This is a genomic window from Candidatus Poriferisodalis sp. (assembly GCF_965214215.1).
Classification (GTDB): domain Bacteria; phylum Actinomycetota; class Acidimicrobiia; order Acidimicrobiales; family Poriferisodalaceae; genus Poriferisodalis.
Window position 1 is genome coordinate 2943713 of record NZ_CBDCBD010000003.1, and the last position, 14196, is coordinate 2957908.

Here is a 14196-nt window from a genome sequence, read left to right on the forward strand (position 1 = left end):
CGCGGAACGCCTACCGGAACGATGCGACCCTGCCGCTACGACCAGTCGGGCCAGGCGAGTCGCTCCGAGCCCTGCGGTGGCTGCAGGACCCGGGCCACCATCTTCACTGCATCTTCCTTGTCGTAGAACTGGTAGTTCAAGCCCTTCATCCGCTGGGTATCGCCGAAGAAAAAGCGCTCGTACAGCTCCTGGCGTCCACCCCAGCCGGTCCCGCAGATATCCCAAGCCATCCGGAACAGGGCAACTTTGTCTTTCGCCTCCTGGGAGACACCCTGGTAGTAGCGATCGACCGCCAGCTCGGCCATCTCCAAGCTGGCCTCCTGCGGCAGCGAGACGTACCCGCCGCCGCCGAGCTGGATGATGTGGTCGATGATGCGGGGATACACCTCGGGGTACAGCCGCAAGGCCGCCTGGATGGCGCTCTCGTTGGCGTAATAGAGCCCGTTGTCGGGGTTCAGCTCGGCCCCCTCGACGGCCGCAATCGCTAGCGACTCCATGGTGTGCAGCCACATCAAGATGTCCCCGAGGCGGTCCTGCACGTTGACGAACTGCGAGATCTGCGACGACTCCGCCATCAGGTGCGCCAGCCCGAAGAGGAACCGCGTCTTGGCCACGTTCTTCACGATGACGTGATGGCCGAGCGATTGGAAGAACTTCATCCCGAACAGCGACAGGTTGTGGACCTCGACGTCGTTGCAGATGAACACGTCCTCCCACGGGATGAAGGCGTCCTCCCAGATCGCAAGAGCATCCATCTCCTCGAACCGGCCGGTGAGGGGACGGTCGAAGTGCGAGCGCTCCGGGTCGAGCTTGTCCCGGCACATCCACTTGAGGTTGGGGTGGTTGACCTTGCAGGTGAAGCCGAGGGCGTACATCTCGTCACCGTTGCCTTCGAGGCCCAGCGGTGCGCCGAAGCTCAGATTCTCCTCGCAGAAGGGAGCGAGCGTGCCGACCATTCGGGCGCCAGTGACGACGATTCCGTCGTCGTTGGTGTCGACGATGCCGGCGTTGACGAACTTTTCCTGCTCGGCAATTGGCGTGAAGCGGTCGGTCATCGGGTTCACGAACGTGTGGGTCATGCAGATGTCATTGCGGCGGCAATGCAGGTACCTCTCGTAGGCGTTCTTGGCGAACCGCTCGTCGTGCATTCCCCAGACGTGGCCCGTGTTGCCTATCGCCATCATGCAGGCGTTCATGTAGTCGGGCGCCCGGCCCATGAGCCCGCCGGTCACCTCTGACCACACGCCGAACGCCGCTGCCCGCTGGCGCAAGTCATCTCTGGATCGAGGCTCGATGAACGACACGTGAGCCCGGTCGCCATCGGGGGTCTCGTAAGTGACGATGTCTTTGAGCTCGGGCAGGTGCTGCATGTCGTAGTACTGCGCGACGGTGAGCGCTGTGTTGCGCAGCCCCGGCTCGGCCGACGCGTCGGTCACGAGATGACCGTCGTAGTAGACCTGCCGCCCATCGGCAAGTGTTGAGAGATACTCCTCGCCAGTCTTGAGCCCCATCTCGCTCCCCCCGCTTCTGAATGCCTCTGCTTTGCCTGTCTCCGGTTGACTGCCCGGAGCTAGACCGAGAACTGACTCTAGTCAGTTTTCTCGGCTGCACTCAATGGAGAGCTGTCTGCGTCGATCTGGAACCGACTGCAGTCAGAATCACCGATCCGCTGCTCAGACGTATCGATTCGATCGAGGCCCCGACAGCCAGCAGCATGGAACGAGCCTCCAGCGCTGCACACAACCCAATGCCCGGGCGGTGTGCGGTGCACTCCAAAGAAGCAACCGCCTTCGGGTTATCGTCCTGCGAATGGCCACAGGCAACATCGTCTAGAGGTGAGATGAGTACGAGCGAGGACGTGACAGGTCCGCTGGCGGGGATTCGGGTGCTTGACCTGTCGTCGGTGCTCATGGGTCCGGCTGCCACTCGCACGCTCGGAGATCTTGGCGCTGATGTCATCTTTGTGGAGCCGGCCAAGGGCGACCGAAACCGCACCATGGGGTCCGGCCCCGTCGAGGAGTTCTCGGGAATCGCACTCAATCTGCTGCGCAACAAGCGGAGCATTTCCGTCGATCTCAAGCAGCCCCGTGGCAGCCAGGCCTTCCTCGATATCGCCACCACCTGCGACGTGATGATCACCAACCTTCGCCCCGGACCGCTGCAGCGGCTCGGGTTGCACTATGAGGCAGTCCGGGACGTCCGCAACGACATCGTGTTCTGCCGGGCCCACGGCTACCCGTCATCCAGCGAGCAGGCGAATGCTCCTGCATACGACGACATCATCCAGTCGGCCAGCGGCGTCGGCGATCTCTTCCGGCGCATGGGCGCCGAGCCGATGCTGCTGCCCAGCCTCGTGGCCGACAAGGTCTGCGGCCTGACCATTGCGAACTCGGTGGCAGCGGCACTTTTTCATCGAGCTCAGACTGGGCAGGGGCAGTGCATTGAGGTCCCGATGGTCGACGTGATGCGAGCGTTTGTGCTCACCGAGCACGGCTCGGGCGCAATCTCCGAACCTCCCGTGGCGGACGCCGGCTACGCCCGCATCCTCACGCCGGAGCGTCGGCCTCAGCGGACCGCCGACGGCTGGATCAACATCCTGCCCTACGACCATTCGCACTACGTCGCGCTCTTCGAAGCCGGCGGGCGGCCCGATCTAGCAGCCGATGAACGCTTCGCAACGCCCATCGAGCGCGTCACACACAGCGACAGCCTGTATCGCGACGTCGCAACGGTGCTCACCCAGCGCACGACGGCCGATTGGCTGGAATTCTGCGAAGAGCACGGGATACCTGCAACTGAGGCAGCCACCCTCGACGAGCTCATCGACCAGCTTCCGATCGACGAGCATCCCGTGGCCGGCCCGTTCCGGGTCATCCCGCCTCCCGAGCAGTTCTCCGAGACGCCACCCAGCATCCGGCGACCTGCACCAGGCATCGGCGAGCACGGACGCGAGATCCTGACTGAGATCGGCTACGACACTGCCGAGATCGACAGCCTCATCGACGCAGGCGTCGTCACCGTGCCCTGACATACATCGAAATCCAACCAAGAGCGAGGCAGGCCCATCACTACGGTCGCGGGAGAGCCAGCCCCCGGTTGCTACCCATGAGGGGCTGCTCTGCCAACGTCGGGGCGGCTGGCCTCTGCGAGTCAGCGCAACAAGCTGCCCATGATGGCGATGGCCGGGCTTCGGTAGGGTCCCGACGGTGAAGTTCGCAGCGTTTCTGGCACCACACCATCTCCCCGGCGAGAGCCCGGCGCTGCAGCTGCAGCGGGATCTCGACTTGGTCGCGCAGCTCGACCGTCTCGGCTATGACGAGTTCTGGTGCGGTGAGCACCACTCGACCGGCTGGGAGACCATCGGCTCGCCCGAGATGTTCCTGGCCGGCGCCGCCATGCGCACCGGTCGCATCAAGCTCGGCACCGGAGTCACCTCGATCCCCTATCACCACCCTTTCCACGTTGCCCAGCGCATTGTCCAGCTCGACCAGATGAGCCTCGGGCGGGCAATGCTCGGCACCGGGCCAGGCGCGTTGCCGTCTGACGCTCACACGCTGGGCATCGACCCGATGCTGTTGCGAGACCGCCAGGACGAGGCGATCCCGGTCGTCAAGCGGCTGCTTGCCGGCGGCGAACGTTTCACCTATGAGTGCGACTGGTTCTCGCTGTATGACGCCAAGCTGCAGATCCTGCCGTACCAGCACGAGATACCGATGACGACGGCATCGATGATCAGCCCGTCGGGCATGACCCTCGCCGGCAAGTACGGCATGGGTGTGCTGTCAATCGGGTCGATGTCGACCGAGGGTTTGGCATCGCTGCCGCTGCAGTGGAGCTTCGCCGAAGAGGCCGCCGCCAAGCACGACCAGGTCGTGGACCGTGCCAATTGGCGGGTGATGTTCAACTTCCACGTGGCGCTCACCCGCGACCAGGCGCGGCGCGATGTCGAGCACGGGCTGTTGCGGTGGCACAACGAGTACAACGTCGACACGCTGCAGCGCCCGGGCCTCGAACACCTCGGCTCGACGGCCGACGCCATCGACTTCTACGCCAACCCAGACACCGCGGCGGGCGTCATCGGCACACCCGACGACCTCATCGAGAACATCCTGCGAATGCAAGAGATCACCGGCGGGTTCGGTGTGATGATGGGTTTCGTCAACGACTGGGCCGAGCCCGAGGCCATGTTCCGCAGCTGGGACCTGGTGGCACGCCACGTCATGCCCGCCGTAAAGGACCAGCTCGCGCCGATGCAGGAATCGAACGAGTTCGTGATTGAGAACCGGGAGTACTTCGACCGGGCAGGCAAGGCGATTCTGGCGAAGATCTTCGAGAACAAGCGGGCCGCCGAAGCGCTCAAGGGTGCCGGCACCCCCAAGGGCGGCTTCACGCCCCGGGTCGGCGCTGACGAAACAGAGGGATCGAACTAGCCGGCGGCGGTGCCGGCGTGCAGTGAGCGCCAGACCTTCTCGGGCGTCAATGGGAGATCGAGGTGCTCGACGCCGTAGGGCTCGAGAGCATCCAGCACGGCGCTGTGGAGCGCAGGGGTCGCGACGACGGTCCCCGACTCGCCGATGCCCTTGACGCCGAGCGGGTTGAGCGGCGACGGCGTCACGGTCTCCTCGCATTCGAAGAACGGCATCTCAGCAGCCGAGGGCAACAGGTAGTCGGCCAAGCCGACCGTCATGGGAATGCCCTCGTCGTTGTAGAACATCTCCTCGTACAGCGCCGCGCCGACCGCCAGCGCCAGGCCGCCGTGCACCTGCCCGTGGGCCAGGACGGGCTGCAAGATGACGCCGGCGTCGTCGACGCTCACCAGCCGGCGCACCTGAACCTCGCCCGTGGCAGTGTCAACCTCCACAGCGGCCACGCACGCACCGAAGGAGAATGAGCCAGCGCCGCCTTGGGATCTGAAATGGTGGTCCACGCTGAGCTCGCCCAAGTCGGCCCAGCCGAGCGATCGGGCGGGAGTGCCCACCACGTGGAACAGCCCGCGACCGCTGTCCAACGTGACATCGTCGGGATCGGCCTCGAGCAGCTCAGCAGCACGCTCCCGGGCAGCGGCCACCAAATCGAGAGCTGCCCCATGTGCAGCGGCACCGCCGAGCTGCGCCGAGCGCGATCCGATGGTTCCCCCTCCGATGGGCGAACGATCCGTGTCGTCGTGGGAGATGGTGATGCGCTCGACGTCGATACCGAGCTGGGCGGCGACCACCGGAGCGAACGTTGTCTCGTGGCCCTGGCCGTGAGGCGATGTGCCGACCACGACGTCGACGGTGCCGTCGGCTGCGAGCTGAGCCGTGGCACGCTCCCCCTCGCCGCCACCGGTGACTTCGGTGGTGCAGCTCACGCCGATGCCAAGTAGCACGTTGCTGTCGCCGGCTGCACGCCGTTCGGCTTGCTCGGAGCGCAAGCCTTGGTAGTCGGCGATCGCGGCGGCCTCTCGAAGCGCTTCGGGGTAGTTCCCGCTGTCGTAGGTGGCACCGACGGCGGTGCGGTACGGGAACCGATCTGCCTGCACAAGATTGGCGAAGCGAACCTCGAGCGGGTCGCGGCCGATGGCCCGGGCGAAACGGTCGACGGCCCGCTCGATCGAGCACGCCGCCTCGGGCCGACCGGCACCCCGGAACGCGACCGTCGGCGTGGTGTTGGTGACCACCGAGGTGCCGCGCAGCGTTGCGTGAGCGATGTCATAGACGCCGGTGCCGCTGTTGCGAAGGTTCGTGGTGACGTTTGTGCCCATGGCGGGGTACGCACCGCTGTCCTGGAGGGCATCGACCGAATAGGCGACGATCGTGCCGTCACGGTTGCCGCCGATGCGGATCCGGTGGCGAGAGGCTCGTCCGTGACCCATCGCCAGCGACGCTTCCGAGCGGGTCTGAGCCCACCGGATCGGTCGCCCGAGCTCACGTGCCGCCCACGCGACAGCCACATCTTCGGGGTAGCAGCCCCAGCCACCCTTGGCGCCGAAGCCGCCGCCGACGTCGGGCGATATGGCCCGCACCGTGCCCGGTTCGAGACCGAGCAGCGTCTCGATGACGTGCTTGGCGCCGGCGGGACGCTGCGAGCACACCCACGCCGTGCAGCGCCCATCGTCGCCCCAACTCGATGCGCCGGCGAGTGGTTCGATCGGGTGCGGACCGAGTCGTGGGTGTGTCAGGTCGAACTCGACAGTGACGTCGCAACCGTCCCACACGTCATCGGGGACGAGGTCAAGTTCCCAAGCCAGGGCCACGTTCGTCCCGGCATGTTCATGCAGCAGGGTCTCGCCGTCGAGGCTGGCATCGAGGTCGACAACTGGGGGCAGCGGTTCGTAATCGACGATTACACCTTCCGCGGCGTCGACCGCAGCGGCCCGAGTCTCGGCGACCACCAAGGCGATCGGCTCGCCGACGAAACGGACCATGTCGTAGGCCATGAGCGGCCGCCACAGGTCCCGATTCATCGACGGCAGCCGCGGTGGGAACGGCCAGCCGTCCACCTCCCGTCCGAGGAACACGGCGATCACCCCGTCAGCCTCCCGGGCCGCTGTTACGTCAACGGAGGCGAGGCGGGCATGGGCTTCCGCCGAACGCACGAACACGGCTTGCGCGGCTCCCTCCAGCTCGGGCACGTCGAGCCCGTCGATATAAGTGCTCTCGCCGCGCAGTAGCGGCTCGTCTTCGCGCCGCCCGTTGAATTCTGAATCAGCCACGGCTGCAACGTAGCCCCCCACGAGCCTGCGGCCCGCGTGCCGCTGGAACGGTTTGGAGCTGGACTTCGCCCAACTGCAGTCCGTCAGCGGGTCGCCATACGCCAATCCCCCCCGGGAACACCGCACGCCCGGCGTGTCATGATCACCGCTGGAGTTGGATGCCTCACGACCGACGATCGGAGCGGACGATGGAGATCACACTTGACACCCGGGGCGGCCCGTCGAATGGTCCGTACTTCGAGGATGCAGAGGGCTTCAATATGCCCGAGCCGCCCGGCAACGGAAGTCGGCGAATCCCGTTGGGCGACTTTCCGACCGGACCCGAGGTGGGATCCCCCCTGCCGGACATCGTCGCTATCGATCAGTCCGGCCGCACCGTGGACGTGCACGCCGACCGTGCGGGCCAGCCAGCTGTGGTGGTGTTCTATCGCTCGGCAGTGTGGTGACCGCCGTGCCGAACCCAGCTGGTCGAGCTGGAACGAGGCATGGATGCCTACCGGGCAGCGGGTGTCCGTCTGTATGCGCTGAGCTATGACGAGCCCGACGCGCTGGCCGACTACGCGAAAGCTCACGACACCACGTTCACCATGCTGTCGGACCCCGACAGCGAGGTCATCGAGTCGTTCGGGATTCTCAACACGCTGATCCCGCCCGATGACCACCCGTGGTATGGCCTCCCATTCCCCGGGTCGTATGTCGTCGACGCCGATGGGATCATCGTGGCGAAGTTCTTCGAGCACAACTTCGCCGTGCGCTCGGGTCCCGAGCAGATGCTCGCCGCAGCCCTCGGCCATGAATTCGAGGCCGCAGTTGCGGGCGACCCGCAGCCGGTCAATCGAGTCACCGCGGAGGTGACCGTCGACGGTGATCGGCTGCCGATGGGAGTCACTCGCCACATCGTCGCGACATTCCGGGTTCCCGAGGGCCAGCACCTCTACGGCGAACCTGTACCCGAGGGCCTGGTGGCAGCAGCAATCGACCTCGACGACAGCGACGGGATCCTGTCCTACGAGATGCTGGCACCGCCTACTGCGCCCCTAACTCTCGCCGGGTCGGGCGAGACGCTGCAGACCTACGAAGGGGACGTGGTGCTGCGGCTTCCGATTGCGCAGAACGCCCGACACATGCAAAAGGACGACAACGGTCGTTACGTCACGATCAACGGCCGGATTCGCTGGCAGGCCTGTGACGACAACGAGTGCTTCTTGCCTGAGTCAATGCCGTTCAGCTTCCGCGTGGAGGCGGGCTTCCCGGTTCTGGGCGACATGGGACCCGGTGTTGGCAGGGTGCCGGCCATGAACGGCGCACAGCACTTCCAGCGCCTGATCGACCGCCGTCAAGGCGCCTGATCCAGCGTCGACGGGAACCGAAAGCCGAGTTCGCAGCGACCGACGATGCCCCGCGAGCAGGGCCGCACCCCGTCAGGCGCTGGCGAGCGAGACCACCTCGAACATCGACTCGTAGCCCGCTAGCCCAGGCGCATCAGTGCGCTGAGGCACCCGGAACAGGATGATCTCCGAAGTCAGACCGCTGTAGTCGGCGATTCGAGCCGCGCATTGGGCCGGGGTACCGGTGATGCTCATGGAGTCGACGACCTCGTCGGGCACCAGATCCATGGCCTCGCGTAGCTGCCCTTGGGGCATCAGTCGGGTCGCGGCGTCTGCGAACTCGTCGAAGCCGAGCTGGCGAAGCTGCGAGTCGTAGTACGGGTGCGGCACGGGGTGGAACAGCCCGCAGATGGTGGCCCGGGTGGCGTTGCGGGCCAGTTCTTCGTCCGGATTGACGCTGAGGAACGATCCCATCAGGAATCCGACGTCGTCGGGGTCGCGGCCAGCCTCAGTGGCGGCCTGGCGCGCTGTCGGCCCGACGATGTCGCGCATGAATTCGACCGAGGACATCACCCCGACGCCGACCCCATCGGCGACCTCGCCTGCCAAGTGGACCATCTTGGGTCCCGAGGCTGACAGGTACACCGGGATCGACGGCCTCGTCGGCTCCCAGGTGGCCCGCCAGCGGATGCGGTGGTGATCGCCCTCGTAACGCACCGGCTCCCCCGCCCGTCCGGCGACCGCGCTGCGCACGATCTCGATGTAGTCGCGCAGCTTGCCGAGCGGGCGGAACTCGTCGATGCCCATGTACCACTCGTTGAAATGGCGGTTGCCGGTGCCGAGGCCGAGTGTGAACCGTCCCCCGCTCATCTCGTCGAGATCGCGAGCCGCTATCGCCGTCAGCCACGGTTCGCGGGCATAGGCGTTGGCGATGTAGGTGCCGACCGTCACCCGCTCGGTCGCAGCGATCACGGCGGCTGCCGACACAAAGGCACTGCGACCGGCCTCGACGGTGTACATCGAGTCCATGCCGGCGGCCTCACCCTCTCGGGCCAGCTCGACGAAGTCGGCCATCGAGTCCTCGAAGCCGAGCAGCAGGCCAAGCCCAGGTTTCTCGGGTGAAGCACTCATCGCGTTCATGTATCCCCCGTTTCGTATAGGGACGACATCGTCTCAGATCTCCGCGAACGTCGTGGCGGCCCCCGGCAGCAGCGGCTGACTGTCGAAGCTCTCCATTCGTCCGAGCCGCCTCGCGAATGTCGCCGACATGACGCGAGCCGCGGGTTCTCAGGTCAGATCGAACCGGTCGAGGTCCATCACCTTGTGCCAAGCCGCCACGAAGTCGGCCACGAACTTGGCCTCGGCGTCGTCGCATCCGTACACCTCGGCGATGGCTCGCAGCTGCGAGTTGGAGCCGAACACCAGATCGACCGCACTGGCTGTCCACTTGAGCTCACCAGAGTTGCGGTCGCGGCCTTCGTAGACGTGGTCGGTGTCGGACACCTGCCATTCGGTGCCCATGTCCAGCAAGTTCACGAAGAAGTCGTTGGTCAGCGAGCCGGCACGGTCGGTGAGAACGCCCAGAGACGAGCCCCCGGTGTTGGCGCCGAGCACCCGCAGGCCGCCGACCAGCACCGTCATCTCCGGCGCCGTCAGCGACAGCAGGCTCGCACGGTCCACCAGCATCACCTCGGGACGGCGCTTGTCACCGCCTCGCCAGTAGTTGCGGAACCCGTCAGCCGTTGGCTCGAGCACGGCGAAGGACTCGGTGTCGGTCTGATCTGCCGAGGCATCGGTGCGGCCCGGCGAGAACGGCACCACGACGTCGCGGCCGGCATTGCGGGCCGCCTGCTCGATGCCGGCGCACCCGCCCAGCACGATCAGGTCCGCCAGCGACACTCGCTTCGAACCGTTCTGGGCGCTGTTGAACGCCGCCTGAATTCCGGCCAGTGCCGTGAGCACGCCCGCCAGCTCGGCTGGATCGTTGGCTTCCCAGCCGTTCTGAGGTGCGAGCCGGATTCGGGCACCGTTGGCCCCGCCTCGCATGTCGCTGTCACGGAACGTCGACGCCGATGCCCACGCGGCCTTGACCAGCTCGGCAACCGACAGGCCCGATTCGAGAATCGTGGCTTTCAGCGCTGCGACATCGACGTCGTCGACCAGCTCGTGGTCGACAGCGGGAACAGGGTCCTGCCAGATCAGAACCTCGTCAGGCACCTCCGGTCCGAGGTAGCGCGAGGCCGGACCCATGTCGCGGTGAGTGAGTTTGTACCAGGCCCGCGCAAAGGCGTCAGCGAACTCGTCGGGGTTCTCAAGGAAGCGCCGCGAGATCGGCTCGTAGATGGGGTCCATCCGCAGCGACAAGTCGGTCGTGAGCATGACCGGCGCGTGCCGTTTCGACGGATCGTGCGCGTCGGGCACGGTGTCGGCCGCAGCTGGATCGGTGGGCTCCCACTGATGTGCACCCGCCGGGCTCTGGGACAGCTCCCACTCATAGCCGAACAGCACCTCGAAGAACGTGTTGTCCCACGTCACCGGCGTGGGCGTCCAGATGCCTTCGAGGCCGCTGGTGATCGAGTCGCCTGCCTTGCCGCTGCCGAACGTGCTCGTCCAGCCGAGGCCCTGTTCTTCCAGGGCGGCGCCTTCAGGCTCGGGGCCGACGTGCGCGTCGCCGTCAGCGGCGCCGTGTGTCTTGCCGAACGTGTGACCCCCGGCGATGAGGGCCACCGTCTCCTCGTCGTCCATTGCCATTCGAGCGAAGGTTTCGCGGATGTCCCTCGCCGCTGCGAGCGGGTCGGGCGTGCCGTTCGGCCCTTCAGGGTTCACATAGATGAGACCCATCTGCACGGCGCCGAGCGGGTCGGCCAGATCACGATCCCCGCTGTAGCGCTCGTCGTCAAGCCAGACGGTTTCGGGGCCCCAGTAGATGTCCTCCTCGGGCTCCCACACGTCTTCCCGGCCGCCGCCGAAGCCGAAGGTCTCAAAGCCCATCGATTCCAGCGCCACATTGCCGGCCAGGATCATCAGGTCGGCCCAGGAGATCTTGCGGCCGTACTTCTGCTTGACCGGCCACAGGAGCCGGCGAGCCTTGTCCAGGTTGGCGTTGTCGGGCCAGCTGTTGAGCGGTGCGAATCGGTGCGAGCCCGAGCCGCCGCCGCCTCGGCCGTCGTGGATGCGGTAGGTGCCAGCGCTGTGCCACGCCATGCGGATGATCAGCGGGCCGTAGTGGCCGAAGTCGGCTGGCCACCAATCCTGTGAGGTGGTCATCACCTCGGCGAGGTCGACCTTGACGGCTGCGAGATCGAGGGTCCCGAACTCGGCGGCGTAGTCGTACTGCTCGTCGGTGGGGTCGATCAGCGGCGAGTTCTTGCCCAGCGGCCGCAGATTGAGCTGCTCGGGCCACCACTGCTGATTGGCCAGCGAGCCCATGTAGGCGGGGTCATGCAACACCGGGCATCTGCCGCCCCCCGAGGTTGCTTCGGTCGTGGCGGTGGTGTCACTCATTGCTGCTCCTTGGCTGTTGTTTGAGCTGTTGTCGTGCAATCCGGGCAATAGCCCCAATAGATGACTTCGGCCTCGTCGATCACGAAGCCCTTGTCGTCGGCGGCCTCGAGGCACGGCCGGTATCCCACGGCGCAGTCGACGTCGACCATCCGGGCGCACCCGCGGCACACCAAGTGGTGATGGTTGTCGTCGACCCGGTCCTCGTATCGGGCCGCCGACCGTGCCGGCTGGATCCGCCGGATCAGACCTTGTTCGGTCAACATTCCCAAGGCATCGAATACTGCCTGTCTGGATATTGACCCGATACTGGCACGCACATCGTCGACCAGATCGTCAGCAGTGGCATGCGGTCGAGCCGCGACGGCACCGAACACAGCCAATCGCTGTGCGGTCACCTGTATCCCACGCTCCCGTAGCATCTTTAGCATCTGCAAGGTGCCTTGGGCCATGCAACGAGTATATCTAATTCTAGACCTGGTCTAATATCATGGCTGTCGAACCGCAGGCAACAACGGGTGGCGCGGCTTTGGGTCGGCGCATCACCGCTTCCTACGTGTGATGTCTGGGCCTTGGGGCCAGGGCGCGCGCTACTAGTTTGAGCCGGCATGTCCCTGATCGACGTGCGTGGCCTGAGCATCTACTTCGAGATCCACGGGAAAGGACCGCGGGTCGTCTGGCTGAGCGGGACGGGGGGTGACTTGCGCCAGAACCCGCTGCGCGGTCGCGGCCCGCTCGAACAGCATCACGAAGTGCTGATGTACGACCAGCGGGGACTCGGTCAGACGAGCAAGCCAGATATCCCCTATGCGATGGAGGACTACGCGGACGATGCAGTTGCGCTGATGGATGCCTTCGGTTGGGACTGCGCCCACTTTGTTGGTGTCAGCTTCGGCGGGATGGTGGCCCAGCATGTTGCTCTGCGGCATCCGGACCGGGTGGATCGACTCGTGCTGTGCTGCACATCATCGGGCGGCGCAGGCGGTTCGTCATTCGATCTGCTCTCAGTCGCCGATCTTCCGGTCGCAGAACGGCTTCGCACCGTCCTGCCGATTCACGACGTTCGCAACGAACCCGACGCCAATCCGCCCAGGTATGCGCCCATGTACGACAAGCTGGTCCCGCGTATGTCGGGCCCGCCATTGAACGCGGACGACCCCGCCGCGGCGATGGGTGCGCGCCGCCAGCTCGAGGCCCGCGCACGCCACGACGTCTGGGAACGGCTCGCTGAGATCGTCGCACCCACATACGTGGTCGGCGGACTATTCGATCGGCAAGCGCCGCCGGAAAATCTCGAGAATCTGGCCGCAGCACTGCCCGACGCACGAATGCAGCTCTTCGACGGGGGCCATATGTTCCTGCTGCAGGACCCTGCAGCGTGGACTGCGATTCTGGAGTTCCTAAATTCCTAGGCCTCGTCGATCCGCCCAAATCCAGGTTCGCTCTACGTGGTGATGTCGAGGATGAGTCCGAGGACGTCACGGATTTGGGAGAGCGCGGCCGATCCGACGTTGCCCCGCGCTTCGCGAATCCGTGCCGCGGATACTGCCCGGACGTGCTGGCACTGCGCCGCCGAGGCAGTGTCCAGCCCATTGTGAGGATCGGGCTCGAGCTCCACCTCGGACGCGAACCCTCGTAGCGCTGACGTCAGCGGCACGACGTGTACGACACTTGGTTCATTGTCGAGCACGCGCTGGGCAGTCACCACGACTGCCGGATGGCGGAAACCTGCTTCTCGCCCTTCAGGCAGGCCGAGATCGAGGTCGACGACGTCACCCGAGGTCAGCATCAAGCCAGGCGGTCTCGGTTTCGCCGAGTTCCCCGCTCAACTCCGCACCGATCTCGTCCTGGCGCAGCCGGCACACCGCCAATTTGACCGTGTCGCCCACGCTTGCGCCGAGCATCGCTGCGAGCTTCTTCAATTCCCGGTGCGTCACGACGTCGATGCGGACGCTGGTGCTTTGCATGCAAATACGTTAACAGGGATGCATGCACGACCCCTATGGCCAAAGGGCCTTATGCGCGCTGATGACAGGAAACGGATGAGACAATGCTTGGGTGGCGCGCGTCGTCGACGATCTGCTTCGGCGTATCGCCGAATTTCATCGCAGCCGCCCAGCGGTGCCCGAGTTTCCGATGGTCGCCAACGTGCTCGACGCGCTGGACGAGGCCCGCAGTCCCATTCTGGTCGAGGCTCGCCATCTGCCGGTGCTGCGGCACCTTGACGCCGTTGAGCTCAGCGGCGACGACGCCGTCGACGCCGTGCTCGAGGAATTCCTGACCCTTGCGCCGTCTCTGCCGTGGATCCAGACCGCCGGCTATCGCGGCGTGTTGAGCCAGGAGTTCCACGACAACTACGGCTACGTGCAGCTGGTCGGCCCGAACTCGATCGTCGAGCATCGCTCGGTACGAATCGGCATCGCCGTGTGGGGCCCGAACCTGCACTACCCCAGCCACCATCACGAGGCCGAGGAGCTGTACCACGTGCTCGCCGGCGAGCCCTGTTTCAGCACCGACGGTGTGCCCCGCACCACCAATCCCGGTATTGCGGTGCATCATGCACCGTGGCAGCCGCACCAGCAGGATTTCGGCGCGACACCGACGGTGCTGCTCTACTGCTGGACCGGCGCCGTGGTAGCCGACGCAGCGCTTGTCGAGGGCGCCTGCTGAACG

General features: G+C 65.7%; 12 protein-coding genes and 1 pseudogene. 6 read left to right on the plus strand and 7 right to left on the minus strand.

The genetic code is table 11. The annotated features are described in order from the left end of the window. Nucleotides 1-35: 35 nt before the first annotated feature. A complete protein-coding gene (locus ACOOF5_RS15510) occupies nt 36-1511 on the minus strand; it encodes a 4-hydroxyphenylacetate 3-hydroxylase family protein (RefSeq protein ID WP_420440746.1) in 1476 nt (491 codons plus the stop codon). Nucleotides 1512-1840: 329 nt separating this feature from the next. Here ACOOF5_RS15510 and ACOOF5_RS15515 point away from each other — a divergent pair, with 329 nt between their 5' ends. Both ACOOF5_RS15515 and ACOOF5_RS15520 read left to right on the plus strand, forming a co-directional pair. After that, on the plus strand, nt 1841-3028 hold the full coding sequence (locus ACOOF5_RS15515) for a CaiB/BaiF CoA transferase family protein (RefSeq protein WP_420440748.1): 1188 nt from the start codon (nt 1841-1843) through the stop codon (nt 3026-3028). Between the two features lie 178 nt (nt 3029-3206). After that, a complete protein-coding gene (locus ACOOF5_RS15520; RefSeq protein WP_420440750.1) occupies nt 3207-4430 on the plus strand; it encodes an LLM class flavin-dependent oxidoreductase in 1224 nt (407 codons plus the stop codon). Here ACOOF5_RS15520 and ACOOF5_RS15525 read toward each other — a convergent pair. After that, nucleotides 4427-6694, minus strand: a complete 2268-nt coding sequence (locus ACOOF5_RS15525) for a xanthine dehydrogenase family protein molybdopterin-binding subunit (protein ID WP_420440752.1) — start codon at nt 6692-6694, stop codon at nt 4427-4429. The two genes, ACOOF5_RS15520 and ACOOF5_RS15525, sit on opposite strands and share 4 nt — an antisense overlap. Before the next feature lie 188 nt (nt 6695-6882). On the opposite strand from ACOOF5_RS15525, the gene ACOOF5_RS15530 reads away from it, so the two are divergent. Next, nucleotides 6883-7140 carry a hypothetical protein gene (locus tag ACOOF5_RS15530; protein WP_420440754.1) on the plus strand — a complete coding sequence of 86 codons (258 nt, stop codon included), beginning with the start codon at nt 6883-6885 and terminating at the stop codon, nt 7138-7140. 12 nt (nt 7141-7152) lie between these two features. Then, nucleotides 7153-8043 (plus strand): annotated as a pseudogene (locus ACOOF5_RS15535) (redoxin domain-containing protein); the annotation flags it as partial. Nucleotides 8044-8115: 72 nt separating this feature from the next. On the opposite strand, the gene ACOOF5_RS15540 reads toward ACOOF5_RS15535, so the two are convergent. From ACOOF5_RS15540 to ACOOF5_RS15550, 3 genes are all read right to left on the minus strand, one after another. Next, entirely contained in the window at nt 8116-9153 is a 1038-nt protein-coding gene (locus tag ACOOF5_RS15540) for an LLM class flavin-dependent oxidoreductase (protein ID WP_420440756.1), read from the minus strand. 156 nt (nt 9154-9309) lie between these two features. Then, nucleotides 9310-11526, minus strand: a complete 2217-nt coding sequence (gene katG / locus ACOOF5_RS15545; protein ID WP_420440758.1) for a catalase/peroxidase HPI — start codon at nt 11524-11526, stop codon at nt 9310-9312. Beyond that, nucleotides 11523-11975: a Fur family transcriptional regulator gene (locus tag ACOOF5_RS15550; RefSeq protein WP_420440760.1), complete on the minus strand. Its 453-nt coding sequence runs from the start codon at nt 11973-11975 to the stop codon at nt 11523-11525. Before ACOOF5_RS15550 ends, katG begins: the two co-directional genes overlap by 4 nt. Before the next feature lie 156 nt (nt 11976-12131). On the opposite strand from ACOOF5_RS15550, the gene ACOOF5_RS15555 reads away from it, so the two are divergent. After that, complete coding sequence (locus tag ACOOF5_RS15555; RefSeq protein WP_420440762.1) at nt 12132-12935, plus strand: alpha/beta fold hydrolase; 804 nt, start codon at nt 12132-12134, stop codon at nt 12933-12935. Nucleotides 12936-12967: 32 nt separating this feature from the next. On the opposite strand, the gene ACOOF5_RS15560 is transcribed toward ACOOF5_RS15555, so the two are convergent. Then, nucleotides 12968-13312: a type II toxin-antitoxin system PemK/MazF family toxin gene (locus ACOOF5_RS15560; protein ID WP_420440764.1), complete on the minus strand. Its 345-nt coding sequence runs from the start codon at nt 13310-13312 to the stop codon at nt 12968-12970. Next, a complete protein-coding gene (locus tag ACOOF5_RS15565; RefSeq protein ID WP_420440766.1) occupies nt 13296-13490 on the minus strand; it encodes a hypothetical protein in 195 nt (64 codons plus the stop codon). The genes ACOOF5_RS15560 and ACOOF5_RS15565 overlap by 17 nt, the downstream gene beginning before the upstream one ends. Before the next feature lie 91 nt (nt 13491-13581). On the opposite strand from ACOOF5_RS15565, the gene ACOOF5_RS15570 reads away from it, so the two are divergent. Further along, nucleotides 13582-14193: a dimethylsulfonioproprionate lyase family protein gene (locus ACOOF5_RS15570; RefSeq protein WP_420440768.1), complete on the plus strand. Its 612-nt coding sequence runs from the start codon at nt 13582-13584 to the stop codon at nt 14191-14193. Nucleotides 14194-14196 lie beyond the last annotated feature (3 nt).

Coding starts and splice junctions, on each gene's coding strand:
- ACOOF5_RS15510 (WP_420440746.1), bottom strand. CDS start 1,511: ATGGGGCTCAAGACTGGCGAGGAGTATCTCTCAACACTTGCCGATGGG.
- ACOOF5_RS15515 (WP_420440748.1), top strand. CDS start 1,841: ATGAGTACGAGCGAGGACGTGACAGGTCCGCTGGCGGGGATTCGGGTG.
- ACOOF5_RS15530 (WP_420440754.1), top strand. CDS start 6,883: ATGGAGATCACACTTGACACCCGGGGCGGCCCGTCGAATGGTCCGTAC.
- ACOOF5_RS15540 (WP_420440756.1), bottom strand. CDS start 9,153: ATGAGTGCTTCACCCGAGAAACCTGGGCTTGGCCTGCTGCTCGGCTTC.
- katG (WP_420440758.1), bottom strand. CDS start 11,526: ATGAGTGACACCACCGCCACGACCGAAGCAACCTCGGGGGGCGGCAGA.
- ACOOF5_RS15550 (WP_420440760.1), bottom strand. CDS start 11,975: ATGGCCCAAGGCACCTTGCAGATGCTAAAGATGCTACGGGAGCGTGGG.
- ACOOF5_RS15555 (WP_420440762.1), top strand. CDS start 12,132: ATGTCCCTGATCGACGTGCGTGGCCTGAGCATCTACTTCGAGATCCAC.
- ACOOF5_RS15560 (WP_420440764.1), bottom strand. CDS start 13,312: ATGCTGACCTCGGGTGACGTCGTCGACCTCGATCTCGGCCTGCCTGAA.
- ACOOF5_RS15565 (WP_420440766.1), bottom strand. CDS start 13,490: ATGCAAAGCACCAGCGTCCGCATCGACGTCGTGACGCACCGGGAATTG.